Source organism: Bordetella sputigena (assembly GCF_965137885.1).
GTDB lineage: Bacteria > Pseudomonadota > Gammaproteobacteria > Burkholderiales > Burkholderiaceae_B > Bordetella_C > Bordetella_C sputigena.
On the sequence record NZ_CBCSCA010000010.1, the window covers coordinates 1 to 15,735 of the forward strand.

Consider the following 15,735-nt stretch of genomic DNA (forward strand, 5'->3'; position numbering starts at 1 on the left):
CGCTCGAAGGTATCCGGGCCATTCACCGCGGAAATATCCGAGATCTGCGCCACGTCCAGCTTGGCCGCCACGCGCGGCGCCACATTCTTGCCCGACGCGGTGGCCGGGAACAGGATGTGGCNGTAGTCCTGCGCCACCGCGAGCACTTGCGCGGCAACGTTTTCCGCCAGGCCGTCGGCCAGGTGCGGCGCGTCGGCCAGCAAGACCTTGGACACGCCGGCGATGCGGGCGGCCTCGTCGGCCACGGCTTGCGCGCCGCCGCCGGCCACCAGCACATGCACGTCGCCACCGATCTTCGCGGCCGCGGCGACCGTGTTCAGCGTCGCGCCCTTCAGCTGGGCGTTATCGTGTTCGGCAATAACCAGGCTCGTCATCTCAAACCACCTTCGCTTCGTTCTTCAGTTTGTCCACCAGCGTCGCCACGTCCGGCACCTTGATCCCGGCCTTGCGCGCCGGCGGCTCGGTCACCTTCAAGGTCTTCAGGCGCGGCGCCGGGTCCACGCCCAGGTCCTGCGGCGTGACGGTGTCCAGCGTCTTCTTCTTGGCCTTCATGATGTTGGGCAGCGTGACGTAGCGCGGCTCGTTCAGGCGCAGGTCGGTGGTAACGATGGCCGGCAGCTTCAGCGCCACGGTTTCCAGGCCGCCATCGACTTCGCGCGTAACGGTGACCTTGCCATCGGCGACCTCGACCTTGTTGGCGAAGGTCGCCTGGGGCCAATCCAGCAGCGCGGCCAGCATCTGGCCGGTCTGGTTGGCGTCGTCGTCGATGGCCTGCTTGCCCAGGATCACCAGCTGAGGCTGCTCCTTGTCGACCAGGGCCTTCAGCAGCTTGGCCACCGCCAGGGGCTGCAGGTCCGCATCGGTCTGCACCAGGATGCCGCGGTCCGCACCGATCGCCATCGCCGTGCGCAGGGTTTCCTGGCATTGCTGTACGCCGCACGATACCGCGATCACTTCGCTGGCCGTGCCCTTTTCCTTGAGCCGGGTGGCCTCTTCCACGGCGATTTCGTCGAACGGGTTCATCGACATTTTCACATTCGCGATGTCGACGCCCGTTTGATCAGACTTCACGCGCACCTTGACGTTGTAGTCAACCACGCGTTTGACCGGTACCAGTATCTTCATGAGGATCCTATGGATAGCAGCAGCATCACAACCGCACGTCGGCAATATCGTGCTGCAGGCGATTCAGGAAATGGACGAAGGCGACGCTATCGTCGAAACGGAAGTTCTTCAACGCCTGCCGGTAGAACTCGTAGATGCCAGGCTGGATGCCGTCCCAGAAACGCTTGCCGGCCGGCAGCAGCATCACCACGCGGGCGCGCCGGTCGGCTTCATGAGGCACCCTGCGCACATGGCCTTCGGCCTCCAGCCGTTTGAGCACCCCGTCCAGGCTTTGCCGGCTGACGACCAGGTAATCCGCCAGTTCGCTGAACGTCATGCCATCGGCAGCCTGCGGGCGCGTCAGCGCGCCCAGCACGGCCCACTGCACGGTGCTGATGCCCAGTTCCTTGACAGCCTGACGCTGCAGGGAATTGCCGAGCTGGAACAGCCGGAAGAACAGGCGGTTGTGTATCTCGGCGCCGTTTTTATTTGCCACGGTGATGCCCTTTTGATTGTTCAGAATGGTGTATCCGCGGGGAACGCGGGCGGGCGCTTCTGTAGGAAGGCGTCCATGCCTTCCTTGCCCTCGGGACTGGCCATACCGATGAACTCCATCGCCAGCGAAGCATCGAAAATGGGACCGGCCTGCCGCATCCAGTTATTCAGCGCATGCTTGGTCCAGCGGATAGCGCCCGGCGCGCCGTCGGCCAGGCGCGATGCGATCTCGACGGCCTTGGCTTCGACGTCGGCATCGTCCAGCGCCAGGGAAATCAGGTTCATGCGTTCGGCTTCCTCACCGGTGAAGCTGTCCGCCGTCAGCAGATAGTATTTTGCCTTCGCCATGCCGCATAGCAGCGGCCAGACGATGGTGGCATGATCGCCCGCCGCCACCCCTATCTTCATATGGCCGTCGGAAAACCGCGCGTCCTTGGAGGCGATCGAAATGTCGGCCAGGATAAGGCAGGCCAGTCCGGCGCCGACGGCCCAGCCGCGCGCCGCTCCGACGATGGGCTTGGAACAGTTGATCATCCCGTAGACGATGTCGCGCGCTTCCCTCATGGTTTGCATGCGTGTGTCGTAATCGTCGGCGCCCTTGCGTTCGTGATTGAGATCCCCGCCCGCGGAGAACGTGCGCCCTTCCCCGGTAATGATGATGGCCGATACGGAAGGATCGGCGTCGACGTCCTTCCAGATTTCGGAGACTTCGTGATGCATTGCCGCGTCCATCGCGCCCATCTTCAGCGGAGAGGCCAGCGTAATGCGCAGCACGCGGGCATGGGGTCGATCGAATTTCAGTCGGGTATAGCTGGCGTAGCGGTCGTTCATGGGCTTGGTGTCCTGGTTTGGAGATTTTCGTTAGTCGGGGTTTCCCCGGTGAGCGATCGCGCCCACCGCGGGGCCTGCGCGATGGCTCGGACGGCGTCGAGCTTGGTTGCGTGCCGGGCGCCGCCCACCGCCGCGATTCGCCGCGGCGACGCGGCCGCATGGCGAACGATAGGTTCGAGACTCACTCGTCCCTGAATACGGCCGGCCGCTTCGCCAGGAAAGCGGCAATGCCCTCCGCCGCGTCGCGTGACTGCGTGCATGCCGAGAAAACATCCGCCTCGATGGCCAGGCCGGCATTCAGGCTGACCTCCTGGCCGCGACGCATGGCCTGGCGCGCCGCCGCCACCGCGACCTTGCCATGCCGCACCCACGGCGCCAAGTAAGCAATGCCGAGCTCCCCGGGCCGCCCGCCGTCGACGATGCGGTTGATCAGCCCGATGTGCAGTGCCTCTTCGGCGCCGAGGACTTCGCCGCCAAGGATTATCTCGGCTGCACGAGCCTCGCCGATCAGGCGCGGTAGCCGCTGCGTGCCGCCGTAGCCCGGAATCAGGCCCAGCTTGACTTCCGGCAAGCCCATCTTGGCCCGGGACGTGGCGATACGGGCGGTGCACGCCAGCGCCAGCTCCAGTCCGCCGCCGAATGCGAAGCCGTGTATGACGGCGACGCTGGGCAAAGGGGAACGATAGACGCGGTCGAAGACGGCTTGACCTAGGACGGCATTGGCCCGGTGGGCGCGCGGCGTCCTACCCTGCAGCTGGGAGATATCGGCGCCGGCGCAAAACGCCCTGTCGCCCGCGCCGGTGAACACCATGCCGCGGCATGTCGACGACTCCACCTCGTCCAGCGCTGCGTTCAGGTCCGCGAGCATTTGCTCATTCAGTGCGTTCATCGCCTCGGGCCGGTTCAGTTCGATCAGGGCGATGTGGTGCTGGAAGGTCGTGACTACGGTCATTGCCTTGTCTCCCATGGTTCGTAATTATATCAACATCATGATTCAAATCCGTCTCGCTTGTAAAGCGAAAAAAGCAATCTTACTCCAACTTTGCGAGTTTATCTCCCGCATAAATGGCGGACTCTACTTTCGAATGCGCAGCCAATACGACATGATGCTGATGAATCTGTGCAAGGTGATGTCGAGAAAACCATTGCGCCGGCCGCCGCACACGTTTAGAATTTCGACCATTATTCGTATATATGAACGCCGTTCAGACCAAACGGCAGGAGACACATGACATGCCAGGAACCCTTGCCCATCTGCGTGTTCTGGACCTGACTCGCGTCCTGGCAGGTCCTTGGTGTACGCAAATGCTGGCCGACCTTGGCGCGGACGTAATCAAGGTGGAACGGCCCGTCACGGGCGACGATACGCGGCATTGGGGGCCGCCCTGGATCGAGAACAGCCGCGGCGAGCGTGTCGGCGACTCGGCCTACTTCACCTCCGCGAACCGTAACAAGCGATCCATCGCCATCGACATCGCGACACCACAAGGCCAGGGGCTGGTTCGCGACTTGGCGCGGCAATGCGATGTCCTGGTCGAGAACTACAAGGTTGGCGACCTGGCCCGCTACGGCCTTGCCCACGCCGATCTGCGCGAGCTCAATCCCCGCCTTGTCTACTGCTCTATTACCGGCTACGGCCAGGACGGCCCGTACGCCCATCTGCCCGGCTACGACTTCATCTTCCAGGGCGAAGGTGGCCTGATGAGCATCAATGGCGAACGCGACGACAAGCCCGGCGGCGGGCCGATGAAGTCCGCCATCGCGGTCGCCGATGTATTGACGGGCTTGAACGCCACCATCGGCATCCTGGCGGCGCTCGAGAATCGACACGCCACCGGCCTGGGACAGCGCATAGACGTGGCGCTGCTGGATAGCGTGGTGAACTTCGGCGCCAACCAGATCGCCAGCTATTTCGCCAGCGGCATCATCCCGCGACGCTGGGGCAACGAACATCCCAACCTGGCTCCATACCAGACCTTCGCCACGGCCGATGGGCACATCATCATCGGTTGCGGTAACGACGGCCAGTTCCGCAAATTATGCGTGCTGATCGGGCTGCCCGCCCTCGCCGAAGATCCGCGCTTCCTGACCATGCCCGATCGCAATGTGAACCGGGCGGCGCTGGTCGCGTCGCTGGAGGCCATGCTGCGCACACGCCCCTCGGCGCACTGGCTCGAGGTCCTGGGAAATTCGGAAGTGCCGACCGGCTCCATCAACAACTACGCGCAGGTCTTCGAACATCCACAGGTTATGCACCGTGGAATGCGGGTGGACATGCCTCATCCCGGCGGGGCAACTGTCGGGACGGTGGCCAACCCCATACGTCTTTCAGATACGCCGGTGGAGTACCGGTATCCGCCGCCATTGCGCGGCCAACACACCGCCGAGGTCCTCCAGTCCCTGCTGCACAAGAGCGCCGCCGCTATCGAGGCGCTGGAGGCGGCCCGGGTCATCGAAACCCGCAAGTTGCCGTGAAGACGGCGCGATGCACGGCACCCAACAGGCTTTCATCATGAATTCCTTCCAGTACGACCTGAATGACGACCAGCGGCAGATCCGCGACCTGATCAGACGTGTCGCCCGTGAAAAAGTCGCGCCACGCGCCGATGAGATCGATCGCACGGCCGAGTATCCCCAGGATATGTTTGCCTTGTTGAAGGAATTGGGGCTGTTTACCTTGCCCTTTCCGGAACAATATGGCGGTGCGGGCAGCATGCTGTCGGCCTGCCTGGCCATCGAGGAATTCGGCCGCGTTTGCTACAACACGGCGTATCTCCTGCTGGTGCAGTGGGTCCCCTTCGGCGCCATCCTGCATGGCGGCACGGCCGACCAGAAGGCGCGCCTGCTGCCAGGCCTGGCCAGCGGCGAACTGCGTGGCGCGTTCTCCACCACCGAAGCGCAGAGCGGATCCGATGTCGGTGGCATCGCGACGCGCGCGGAACGGACAGCCGGCGGCTACATCCTGAACGGGGCAAAAATCTGGTGCACCAATTCGGACATTGCCGACTTTATCCTGGTTGCGGCGAAGTACCGCGATCCGGCCAAGGACCATAAGGACGGGATCAGCCTGTTCATCGTCCATAAAGGCGCCGCCGGCCTTCAGGTCGGCCGCAAGGAAGAGAAAATGGGCGCGCGGGGCGTGCCTTCATGCCCCCTCTTTCTGGACAACGTCTTCGTGCCGGAGCAGGACATGCTCGGTGGCGGCTTCAAGGCCGTCATGGAAGCCTTCAATGCCAGCCGCCCGCTTATCGGCGCCCGCGGCGTCGGTCTGGCGCAGGGCGCGCTGGACCATGCCATCGGATTCGTCACCAACCGCTCGGCCTTTGGCCAGCCGGTCAGCGATTTCCAGGGCGTGCGTTGGATGCTGGCCGATATGGCGATGCAGACGGAGGCCGCGCGCCATCTGGTCTACCGCGCGGCCTCGCTGGTCGATGCCGCCGCTCCCGCCGAGCAACTGGCCCCCATCGCCGCCATGGCCAAGTGTTTCGCGACCGATACCGCCATGAAGGTCGCCACCGACGCCGTGCAGCTGTTCGGCGCGGCAGGCATATCTTCCGAATACCCCATCAATCGCTACTTCCGCGATGCCAAGGTGCTGCAGATCATCGAGGGCACCAACCAGATCCAGCGCAACATCATTTCGAATGCCCTGCTTGGACGCCCAGGCAGGAAGTGAACGCTAATCGCACAACCGTGAGGAGACCGCTTTGAACAACGAGGAACTCGACACCGTCGGCCTGGGCCTGTACTACGAAGACCTGCCTATTGGCCGCAAATTCAAGACCCTGGGGCGCACCATACAGGATGCGGACGTTTGCGCCTTCATCAATGTCATCCACATGACGGAAGTGCTGTTCACCGATATGGATTTCGTCGCAAAGGAATCCGACATCAAGGGCCGCTTCGCCCCAGGCGCCTTCGTCTACGGCATATCGGAGGGTCTGCTGGCCCAGGCCACCATGCAGAAAACGGGCTATGCCTTCCTCCACATGGAGCTGGACATCAAGGCGCCGGCCATGGTCGGCGACACCATACACGTCGAATGCGAGGTGATCGAAGCCCGCCTATCGAACAGCCGGCCCGGGCGAGGCCTAGTCCGCACCTTCAACAAAGTGGTCAATCAGAATGGCGCCGTCGTGATGACCTATACCCCGCTGCGCATGATCAAGTGCCGCGGCTGAACCGGCCGCAACGCCAGGAGCACACCATGAAAGGATTGCAGGACAAAGTCGTGATCGTCACGGGCGGCAGCGGCGGCATCGGCGCCGCGTTGTGCGTACGTTTCGCCGAGGAAGGCGCGAAGGTCGCCATCTTCGACCTCAACGTGGAAGGCGCCGCGGGCGTCGCCGCGCATATCCGGGGCGCGGGCGGAATCGCCACCGCCTACCCTTTGGATATTACCGACCATGCCGCGGTCGTCGCCGCCGTCGCCAAGGTCGAAAGCGAATTGGGCACGATCGACGTGCTGGTCAACAACGCCGGCTGGGATCACGCGGCCAGGTTCCTGGACACCGAACCGGCGCTGTGGGACAAGATCGTGAACATCAATCTCAAAGGCCCCATCAACCTGCACCACGCGGTATTGAAGGGCATGAGCCAGCGCGGCAGGGGCCGCGTGGTCAACATTGCCTCGGACGCGGGCCGGGTAGGCTCGTCGGGCGAATCGGTGTATTCGGCATGCAAAGGCGGAATCATCGCCTTCACCAAGACCATGGCGCGCGAGATGGCGCGCAAGCAGATCAATGTGAACGTCGTTTGTCCCGGCCCCACCGACACGCCGCTGTTCCGCGATTTCGCCGGCGAAGGTGAAAACGGCGCCAAGCTGCGCGGAGCGCTGGAAAAAGCCATCCCCTTCGGCCGTCTCGGCCAGCCGCACGACATGGTCGGCGCGGTGTGCTTCCTGGCTTCGGACGATGCGGCCTTCATTACCGGGCAGGTGCTGTCCGTATCGGGTGGCCTGACCATGGCGGGCTAGCACCCGCCGGACCATAAGGGTGTGACCCTCCCGCAGCGGGACGCCCATACAGCAAGTACAAGGAGAGAGACATGTTTCAACACAAGCAGCTTCGCATAACGGATAGCTCGCCCGCTTCCGGCGGTCGCCGTCGGGCGATCCGCGACACCCGTGGCACTCCGCACATCCGGGGCGCCTGGCGCACTTGGGCCGGCTCGGCCGCGCTGCTCATCACCGCCGCCCTCGCGCTAGGCCTGGCCATGAGCGGGCCCGCCCGCGCCGCCGCGGCGCAGGACAGTTATCCGTCCAAGCCGATCCGCATCGTGCTGGGATTTTCGGCGGGCGGCGGCACCGACGCCATCGCGCGGGCGCTCGCCCGGCAAATGGCCTCCGACCTGCACACCAACGTTTTCATCGACAACAAGCCCGGCGCCAATGGCAACATCGCCGCCGATGAAGTCAGCCGCGCCCCGGCCGACGGCTATACACTGCTTTACAACACGTCGGCCATCGCATCCAGCCCTGCGCTGTACAGCAAGCGGCTCTCGTATGACGTAACCAAGAACCTCACGCCCGTGGCCCTGACCGCCAGCCTGCCCATCGTGCTGGTGGTGCCGACCAACTCGCCCTTCAAGACCGTGCAGGAATTGGTCGCCTATGCCAAGGCAAACCCCGGCAAGCTGAATTACGCATCGGCAGGCAACGGCAACGTCACGCACCTGTCATCGCTGCTGTTCGAAGACGCCGTCGGCATCAAGTGCACGCATGTGCCCTACAAAGGCGAGGCGCCCGCGATCGTCGACCTGATGGCCGGCATGGTCGACTATTACTTCGCGACATCCGCCGGGGCGATCCCGGCGGTCAAGTCCGGCCGCCTGAAAGCCCTGGCGGTGGCGACGAAGCAGCCGCTGGCTTCGCTGCCCGGCGTCCCGACGCTCGATGCAACCGTGGCGAAAAACCTGGAGCTGGCCGCCTGGTCCGGCCTGATGGCCCCGGCCGGCACGCCCGCCGAAATCATCGCCAGATTGAATGCGTCGGTGAACAAGGCCCTGGCCGATCCCCAGACGCAGCGCTTCTTCGCGGAGCAAGGCGCGCAGGCTACCCCGTCCACGCCCGAGCAATACCAGAGTTTCCTGCGCAAGGAGATCGACTCCCTGGCCAAGGTGATCAAGGCGTCCGGACTGACGCTGGATTGAACCTCAGCCTTGGAAGTCCACCACCGTCCTTCCCGTGCTCTGGCCGTCCAGCATGCGCCGCAGCTGGGCGGCCAGCGCGTTCAGAGGTATCCCCCGGGCGTGTTGGAGCGTATGCACGGGCTTGATATCCGTGGCCAGCCGCTGCCACAGCAGCGTTTGCAGGTCCAGATAATAGGTGAGGTTCACACCGATCAGCCGCACACCGCGCAGGATGAAAGGCAGGATATTGGTCGTCAATTCGTTGCCTGCCACGTTACCGTAGCTGGCCACGCATCCGCGCGGCCGGATGCAACGCAGCAACAGATCCAGATGGCGGCCTCCGAGCGCATCCAGGGCTCCCGCCCACCGCGCGGTCTCCAGCGGCCTGCCCGTATCCACCAGGTCCGATGCAACCATGACTTCACGCGCGCCCAGTTCGCGCAGGTAGCCGGCCTGTCCGGGCTTCGAACTGACCGCGGTCACGGCATGGCCCAGGCGCGAAAGCATTTCGATGCCCATGCTGGAGACCCCACCGGTGGCGCCATTGACCAGTACATCGCCCTGCCCGGGCACGCAGCCGGCGTCTTCCAGCAAATGCACCGCAAGCGCGGCGGTATAGCCGGCGATACCGAGCACCGCTGCATCTCGTAGCGTCATGCCGGCCGGTAGCGGCATGACCCAATCGGCAGGCACCCGGACAAACTCCGCGAAGCCGCCGTCATGGTCCACGCCGAAGCCCCGTCCCAGCACGGCCACGGGGTCGCCTTCACGAAAAGCCGCATGCCGCGAGGCGACGACCCATCCGCTGACATCGCTACCGATGACGCGTGGAAAGCGCCGGATCACTTTCCCATCCGCGATGGTCGCCAGGGCGTCCTTGTAGTTGATGCCGGCGTAGGCGGTGCGTATCACCACGTCGCCAGGCGACAGATCATCCAGCGTCAAAGGCACGATGGCCGCCGATAGCGCGGTCGCTCCTTCTTTCCCACGGTTTTCTCCAGCGCTGACCTGGTAGGCCAGGAAGGACCGCGATGGGACCGTGTCCGGTATATCTTCGTTGCCGGCTGCAGCCGCCGCTCCCGTTTGGTCGTTCCTCATCGTAGATGCCTCCGTTCCGGTCAAATCGTCCCGCGCTTGCGGGTATCATTCGTCAAAATGAAAACGCCATCCGAATCCAGCGCCACACCGGCCGAGCCGCGCTCCCTGTTGCGTATACTCGGCCTTTTCGAAGTACTCGCCCGCAACGCCGGCGGCGCCACGTTGGCCGAGCTGAGCATTGAGCTCGAGGCGCCCAAAAGCAGCCTGCTGCTGTTGCTGCGCCCGCTCGTCGCGCACAAGTACCTGTTCCATACCGCCGGTCGCTACGAGTTGGGCCCCGCGATCTTCCAACTGTCCGCGGAGGTCATGGCCAGCGCGGGCGTGACGAAGATCTTGCGTCCCTATCTGGAGCAGCTCGCCAGCCGATCCGAGGAAAGCGTCTTCCTGGTGCAGGTCGACAAGGAAAGCAAGGCGGTCACCTATATCGATGGGATCGACAGCAGGCAGGCGATCCGCTATTCGGTCCCGATCGGTACCAAGCGACCGCTGCACGTCTCGGCCGCCGGCAAAGTGCTCTTCGCCTTCCAGGACCAGGAATGGCGCAAAAAATACCTGAAGACCGCCAGGCTCAAGCCGATGACCAGCAAGCCCCTGCCGGACAAGACGGCGCTGGAAGCGGAACTCGAAGAGATCCGCGCTTCCGGTATCTCCATCAGCATGGGCGAGGCGGTGCCCGGCGCCTCCGGTATTGCCGCGCCCATCGTCAAGGCCGATGGTACGGCCACCTATGCCTTGATGATCGCCGCGCCCAGTGACCGCTTCGTCCACACCATGCCGTCCCTGCGCCAGTTGATACGGGAAGTGGCCGCGGAAGCTTCCGAAACCCTACGCCATATGCCGGGTGGCTGATCCGCCTCCGGAATCCCGCGCCAGACGATCATCCCATTCCTGAGCCTCCCCCGGCGCCAGCCAGGCAGCCAGGGCAGCCTGCATCGCGCCCGCGGTGGCCGCTTCCGGCGGTGTGGGGCACGCCGTCGGCGTTCGCGAAAAACGCGGCGCCGGCGCGGGTTGTGTAACGCCATCGACCTCCATTAACACCTCCCTGTGGCGGATATGCGGATGCTGCCCGACCCGGTCCAGCGGCAGCACTGGGGCGACGCATACGTCGATGCCGCCCAGGATTTCGCACCACTGCGCCTGACTTCGGGTCTTGAACTTTTCCGCCAGGAGCTTCTTCGCCCGCGGCCATGCCTGGCGATCGTGCCGCGAGCCGAACGCGCTGGGATCCAAGCCGAGCACTTCCAGCAACCTGTCATGGAATTTCGCTTCCAGGGGCGCGACGGAGATCCACTCGCCGTCGGCGCATTCGTAGACATCGTAAAAGTAAGCGCCGGAATCCAAGGTATTCGTGCCGCGTTCATCCCATAGCCCGGCGGCGTGCAGGCCGAAGAGCGCCGTGCCTAGCGATGCGGCACCGTCCACGATGGCTGCATCCACGACCTGCCCTTGCCCCGACTGGCGGGCCTCGATAATCGCCGCCAGCACGCCCAGGGCCAGATACAGGGCGCCTCCACCGTAGTCCCCCACCACGTTCAATGGTGGCGTGGGTGGCTGGCCTGCCCGACCGATCGCGTGCAGCAGGCCGGTAACGCCGATGTAGTTCAGGTCATGGCCGGCTACCTGGGATAGCGGACCGGCCTGGCCCCAGCCGGTCATGCGGCCGTAGACCAATCGGGGATTGCGCTGCAGGCAGGGATCGGGGCCCAGGCCGAGGCGTTCCATGACGCCTGGCCGGAAACCCTCGATGAGGGCATCGGCGTCCTGCACCAGGCGCAGCAACAGCTCACGCGACGCGGCGGCCTTCAGGTCCAGCGCGATGGCCTTGCGGCTCCGCAGCAGCAGATTGAACTTCAGCGGACGTTCGATGCCGAGCGGCGCGGGTTCCGGACGGTCTATGCGCAGGACCGTCGCGCCGAGGTCGGCCAACAGCATCGCGGCCATGGGGCATGGACCGATGCCGGCCAATTCGATGATCTTCAATCCTTGCAGGGGGCCCATCGGAAAAGCCGTCTCCATTCGCCGTTCGTGATTCGCCGGCGCATCATGATGTTCATCATTATGAACGACATTCACATTCTAGTTCTGGCCTTGGCGGCTTGTAAAGCGGGCCGATCAACGCGCGCCGGATTGCTCCCGCCATGCGCGTGCCTTGCCGACGACGAAATCGATCAGGGTGCGCGCGGCCAAGGTCTGGTATCGCCCCGGCATACGCAGCAGAAACATGCGCGTGCCGAAAACGCTCAGCCGCCAATCCGACAGCGCGGTAACGACCTGCCGGTCGGCGACATCGCGTGCAACGACGTAATCCGGCACCAGTCCCACACCCAGGTCCGCCAACACTGCCTCGCGCAGGAACTGGAAGTTCTCCGAAGCCAAAGTGGGATGCAAAGTAAGCTCGCGCCGTCCGTCCGCGCGGTACGCCGACACGCGCAGGTCCCGCCCCGAGACGCCGGACGTGATCAGGGGCACGTCCGCCAGCCCTTCCAGGGTGCGGGGCAAGGGCTGCCCACCCGCATAGCCGGCGGACGCGCAGACCACATAGCGCACTTCCGCCAATTCGATGGCCACCATCTGCTGGGGCGGCTCCGACATGACGCGAACCGCCACGTCGACTTCATCGCGCAGCAGATCGTCCACACGATTGTCGAACAGTACGTCCAGTGCGATATCCGGATAGCCACGCTTGAACTCGATGAGCCAGTCGGACATGACCATGTGTCCGAAGCCGGTGGGCAGGCTGATCCGCAACGAGCCGTGCAAGCCCCTGCCCAAGGTTGCCATTGCTTCCCGGGCGGCGAATACTTCATCGCGGATGACACGGCCGTGCCGGTAAAGACGTTCCCCGGCCTCGGTCAGCTCGACCCGGCGCGTGGTCCGCCGCATCAGCTGCATACCTACGGATCTTTCCAGTTGCGCCAGGTGATAGCTGACATTGGCCCGGCTCATCTTCAGGTTGCGCGCGGCCGCGCTCAGGTTGCCCGCTTCCACGATATCTACAAAGAACGCGAGCGACTGTGCATCCATCGGCCACCTCATTTGTCAATAATATTTGACAGACTGTTCATTGTCTTTGGGATTGTCAAGGCATGTCGATAGGAAAATAATAGGCTCCTCACAGTTAGGCCCCGAATGCCGGAGACAGCCGATGCCCCTGGACCAAGAAACCTTCCAGCTGCTGCGCGACAGCGTCCAGCGCTTCGTGCGCGAGCGGCTGATGCCCGCCGAAGACAACGTCGAGGAGCACGACGAAGTCCCCGCCGACATCGTCGCCGACATGAAGGAACTGGGCCTGTTCGGCCTGTCCATCCCGGAGGAATACGGCGGCATCGGCCTGAGCATGGCGCAGGAATGCGAGGTCGCCTACGAGCTGGGCCATACCGCCCTGGCGTTCCGCTCGGTCGTCGGCACCAATATCGGTATCGGCTCGCAGGGGATCCTGATGGACGGCACCGACGCGCAGAAGGCTGAATATTTGCCGCGCATCGCCAGCGGCGACCTGGTCGTCTCTTTCGCCCTGACCGAGCCGGATGCCGGCTCGGACGCCGCATCGATCAAGACGCGCGGCGTCAAGGAAGGCGAGGATTACGTTCTGGATGGGACCAAGCGCTTCATCACCAACGCGCCGCGCGCCGGCGCCTTCACGCTGATGGCGCGCACCGACGGCCCCGGCGCCGGCGGTATTTCGGCCTTCATCGTGCCGGCCGGTCTGCCGGGCCTGAGCCTGGGCAAGCCGGATCGCAAAATGGGCCAGCGCGGCACCAAGACCTGCGACGTCGTCCTGGACCATGTACGGGTACCGGCGGCCAACATCATCGGCGGCGTGCCGGGCAAAGGCTTCAAGACCGCGATGAAGGTGCTGGACCGCGGCCGCCTGCACATATCGGCCGTGGCGTGCGGCATGGCCGACCGCATCCTGCGGGAAAGCGTCGCCTACGCCCAGCAGCGCAAGCAATTCGGCCAGCGCATCGGCGATTTCCAGCTGGTGCAGGCCATGCTGGCCGACAGCCAGGCGGAGATCCTGGCGGCCTGGTCGCTGGTGCGATCCGTGGCGCGCCGCTACGACGACAAACCCTTCGGCGTGACCGATCCGGACGTCAGCATGCAGGCGGCCTGCGCCAAGCTGTTCAGCACCGAGATGGTCGGCCGCGTTGCCGACCGCGGCGTGCAGGTGCATGGCGGGTCGGGCTACATCAACGAATACAAGGTCGAACGCTTCTACCGCGACGTGCGTCTGCTGCGGCTGTACGAAGGCACGACGCAGATCCAGCAGCTGGTGATCGGCAAGCAGCTGATGAAGTCAGCGTAGGACCGGCAGCGTCTTCTGCACCGCTTCGCACCGTTCGCGCAGCAACTTGTACAGCGCCTGCACGCCGGGCGAATACTGCTTGCGATGCGGGCAGATCAGCATCAAGGGCGCCGACACGCCGCGCAGATGCGGCAGCAGCATATGCAGGCGGCCAGTGCGGACGTCATCGCTGACGTCCAGCCAGGACTTGTAGGCGATGCCCTGCCCCGCCAGGGCCAGGCGGCGCACCACGTCGCCGTCGTCGCTGTGTATCGCGCCCGTGACGTTCACCGACAGCTTGCGATCGCCGTCCTCGAAGGTCCATCGGTCGTAGAGCCGGCTGCTTAGCAGATAAAGCAGGCAGTCGTGCCCGGCCAGATCGTCCAGCGACGATGGCATGCCCCGGCGCGCAAGGTATTCGGGCGACGCCACCAGCACGCGCCGGTTTGCCGGCGCCAGCGGCAGCGCGACGTAGCTGGCGTCCTCCGCCACGCTATAGCGCACGGCCACGTCCACCGGATCGCGGAAGACATCGGTCACCCGGTCCGAAAAGAACAGCTTCAGCGTCAGGCGCGGATAAGGCTGCCGAAACAGCGCGAACCAGGGTAGCAGCACGTTGCGCCCCAGGTCGGACGGCGCCGCGACCTGCAACACCCCGCGCAGTTCGCGCTGCTGGCCGTGCAGTTCTTCGTGGCCGGCGCGCACGCTGTCCAGGATGGTCCGCGCGTGCGGCAGATAGGCCTCGCCTTCCGCCGTCAGCCGCAGGCTGCGCGTGGACCGGGCGAACAGGCGGACATCGAGTTCGCCTTCCAGGCGCTTGATGGCGGCGCTGACCTGTCCAGGCAGCAGGTCCGCTTCGCGGGCGACGTCGGAAAAACTGCCCAGGGCGGCGGAACGGACGAACAGGGCAAGGTCATCGAGCTTGATCATTTTCACGAAAACAGTGAAAGGCCTGCTTGATTTTCCCTGTTTTTCATCAAGTGTGGCAAGCGGAAGATACGCGCACTTCGACGGCGAAGGACCGCCGTTCCAGACCGGCCAGCCTTCTCCGGGCTACGCCGGCGGCTTCCGCCACGCGCCCGCTCACGGCGGCGCTCACACATAGGACATCGCCATGGAAACCCTTACCGCCATCCAGGACCGCTACACCACCAAGGCCTACGATCCGGCCCGCCGAATCCCGCAGTCGCGGATCGAGCAATTGCTCGAAGGCCTGCGCCTGAGCCCTTCGTCGGTGAATTCGCAGCCCTGGCATTTCATCGTCGCCGGGGACGACGCGGGCAAGGCTCGCATCGCCAAGGCGGCGCAGGGAACCTTCAGCTATAACGCGCCCAAGATCATGGACGCGTCGCACGTGATCGTCTTCGCCGCCCGGACCGATATGACGACGCGGCACATGGACGCCATCCTGGAACAGGAAGAACGTGACGGCCGCTTCAGCTTGGAAGGCGCGAAGGAAGGCCAGCGCAGGGGCCGGCAGTCCTTCGTCGATATTCATCGCTACGAGCAGAAGGACCTGCAGCACTGGATGGAGAAGCAGGTCTACCTGGCGCTGGGCACGCTCATGCTCGCCGCGGCGACGTTGGGCATCGACACCACGCCGATGGAAGGCTTCGATTTCCGGCTGCTGGATGCCGAGCTGGGCCTGCGCGAGCGCGGCTACAGCAGCGTGGTCCTGCTCTCGCTGGGGTATCACGCCGAAACGGATTTCAACGTGCGCCTGCCGAAGTCGCGCCTGCCACGCGCAGAGGTGATGACGTTCATCTGACCTGGCGCGGCCATGCGGACGCCGC

At 64.5% G+C, this 15,735-nt stretch carries 16 protein-coding genes and 2 pseudogenes; 8 read left to right on the plus strand and 10 right to left on the minus strand.

Features of this window, described 5'->3' with window-relative positions:
* The 6 genes and pseudogenes from ACNA0R_RS18805 to ACNA0R_RS18830 form a co-directional block, all read right to left on the minus strand.
* A pseudogene (locus ACNA0R_RS18805) lies at window positions 1–121 on the minus strand (electron transfer flavoprotein subunit alpha/FixB family protein); the annotation flags it as partial.
* Between the two features lies 1 nt (window position 122).
* A pseudogene (locus ACNA0R_RS18810) lies at window positions 123–374 on the minus strand (adenine nucleotide alpha hydrolase family protein); the annotation flags it as partial.
* 1 nt (window position 375) lies between these two features.
* On the minus strand, window positions 376–1,125 hold the full coding sequence (locus ACNA0R_RS18815; RefSeq protein ID WP_415827576.1) for an electron transfer flavoprotein subunit beta/FixA family protein: 750 nt from the start codon (window positions 1,123–1,125) through the stop codon (window positions 376–378).
* Between the two features lie 25 nt (window positions 1,126–1,150).
* Entirely contained in the window at window positions 1,151–1,600 is a 450-nt protein-coding gene (locus ACNA0R_RS18820; RefSeq protein ID WP_415827577.1) for a MarR family winged helix-turn-helix transcriptional regulator, read from the minus strand.
* A 20-nt stretch (window positions 1,601–1,620) separates the two neighbouring features.
* A complete protein-coding gene (locus tag ACNA0R_RS18825; RefSeq protein WP_415827578.1) occupies window positions 1,621–2,430 on the minus strand; it encodes an enoyl-CoA hydratase/isomerase family protein in 810 nt (269 codons plus the stop codon).
* Window positions 2,431–2,611: 181 nt separating this feature from the next.
* Entirely contained in the window at window positions 2,612–3,382 is a 771-nt protein-coding gene (locus tag ACNA0R_RS18830) for an enoyl-CoA hydratase/isomerase family protein (RefSeq protein WP_415827579.1), read from the minus strand.
* A 281-nt stretch (window positions 3,383–3,663) separates the two neighbouring features.
* Between ACNA0R_RS18830 and ACNA0R_RS18835 the strand changes: the two genes are divergently transcribed.
* The 5 genes from ACNA0R_RS18835 to ACNA0R_RS18855 all read left to right on the plus strand — a co-directional run bounded on the left by ACNA0R_RS18835 (window position 3,664) and on the right by ACNA0R_RS18855 (window position 8,580).
* Complete coding sequence (locus ACNA0R_RS18835) at window positions 3,664–4,905, plus strand: CaiB/BaiF CoA transferase family protein (protein WP_415827580.1); 1,242 nt, start codon at window positions 3,664–3,666, stop codon at window positions 4,903–4,905.
* A 37-nt stretch (window positions 4,906–4,942) separates the two neighbouring features.
* Window positions 4,943–6,106, plus strand: coding sequence for an acyl-CoA dehydrogenase family protein (locus ACNA0R_RS18840; RefSeq protein ID WP_415827777.1), 1,164 nt, complete (start codon window positions 4,943–4,945; stop codon window positions 6,104–6,106).
* Between the two features lie 31 nt (window positions 6,107–6,137).
* Entirely contained in the window at window positions 6,138–6,611 is a 474-nt protein-coding gene (locus tag ACNA0R_RS18845; RefSeq protein ID WP_415827581.1) for a MaoC family dehydratase, read from the plus strand.
* A gap of 26 nt (window positions 6,612–6,637) precedes the next feature.
* Window positions 6,638–7,405: a glucose 1-dehydrogenase gene (locus ACNA0R_RS18850; RefSeq protein WP_415827582.1), complete on the plus strand. Its 768-nt coding sequence runs from the start codon at window positions 6,638–6,640 to the stop codon at window positions 7,403–7,405.
* A 239-nt stretch (window positions 7,406–7,644) separates the two neighbouring features.
* On the plus strand, window positions 7,645–8,580 hold the full coding sequence (locus tag ACNA0R_RS18855) for a Bug family tripartite tricarboxylate transporter substrate binding protein (RefSeq protein WP_415827778.1): 936 nt from the start codon (window positions 7,645–7,647) through the stop codon (window positions 8,578–8,580).
* Between the two features lie 3 nt (window positions 8,581–8,583).
* On the opposite strand, the gene ACNA0R_RS18860 is transcribed toward ACNA0R_RS18855, so the two are convergent.
* Window positions 8,584–9,657: an acrylyl-CoA reductase family protein gene (locus ACNA0R_RS18860; protein WP_415827583.1), complete on the minus strand. Its 1,074-nt coding sequence runs from the start codon at window positions 9,655–9,657 to the stop codon at window positions 8,584–8,586.
* Between the two features lie 57 nt (window positions 9,658–9,714).
* Here ACNA0R_RS18860 and ACNA0R_RS18865 point away from each other — a divergent pair, with 57 nt between their 5' ends.
* On the plus strand, window positions 9,715–10,506 hold the full coding sequence (locus ACNA0R_RS18865) for an IclR family transcriptional regulator (protein WP_415827584.1): 792 nt from the start codon (window positions 9,715–9,717) through the stop codon (window positions 10,504–10,506).
* On the opposite strand, the gene ACNA0R_RS18870 is transcribed toward ACNA0R_RS18865, so the two are convergent.
* Complete coding sequence (locus ACNA0R_RS18870; RefSeq protein ID WP_415827779.1) at window positions 10,483–11,655, minus strand: CaiB/BaiF CoA transferase family protein; 1,173 nt, start codon at window positions 11,653–11,655, stop codon at window positions 10,483–10,485. The genes ACNA0R_RS18865 and ACNA0R_RS18870 overlap by 24 nt on opposite strands.
* Before the next feature lie 114 nt (window positions 11,656–11,769).
* A complete protein-coding gene (locus tag ACNA0R_RS18875) occupies window positions 11,770–12,681 on the minus strand; it encodes a LysR family transcriptional regulator (protein WP_415827585.1) in 912 nt (303 codons plus the stop codon).
* 121 nt (window positions 12,682–12,802) lie between these two features.
* Here ACNA0R_RS18875 and ACNA0R_RS18880 point away from each other — a divergent pair, with 121 nt between their 5' ends.
* A complete protein-coding gene (locus ACNA0R_RS18880; protein WP_415827586.1) occupies window positions 12,803–13,963 on the plus strand; it encodes an acyl-CoA dehydrogenase family protein in 1,161 nt (386 codons plus the stop codon).
* On the opposite strand, the gene ACNA0R_RS18885 is transcribed toward ACNA0R_RS18880, so the two are convergent.
* Window positions 13,955–14,872 (minus strand): LysR family transcriptional regulator, encoded by a 918-nt coding sequence (locus tag ACNA0R_RS18885; protein WP_415827587.1) that lies wholly within the window; start codon window positions 14,870–14,872, stop codon window positions 13,955–13,957. The two genes, ACNA0R_RS18880 and ACNA0R_RS18885, sit on opposite strands and share 9 nt — an antisense overlap.
* A gap of 184 nt (window positions 14,873–15,056) precedes the next feature.
* Here ACNA0R_RS18885 and nfsB point away from each other — a divergent pair, with 184 nt between their 5' ends.
* Window positions 15,057–15,710 carry an oxygen-insensitive NAD(P)H nitroreductase gene (gene nfsB / locus ACNA0R_RS18890; RefSeq protein ID WP_415827588.1) on the plus strand — a complete coding sequence of 218 codons (654 nt, stop codon included), beginning with the start codon at window positions 15,057–15,059 and terminating at the stop codon, window positions 15,708–15,710.
* Window positions 15,711–15,735: the final 25 nt, after the last annotated feature.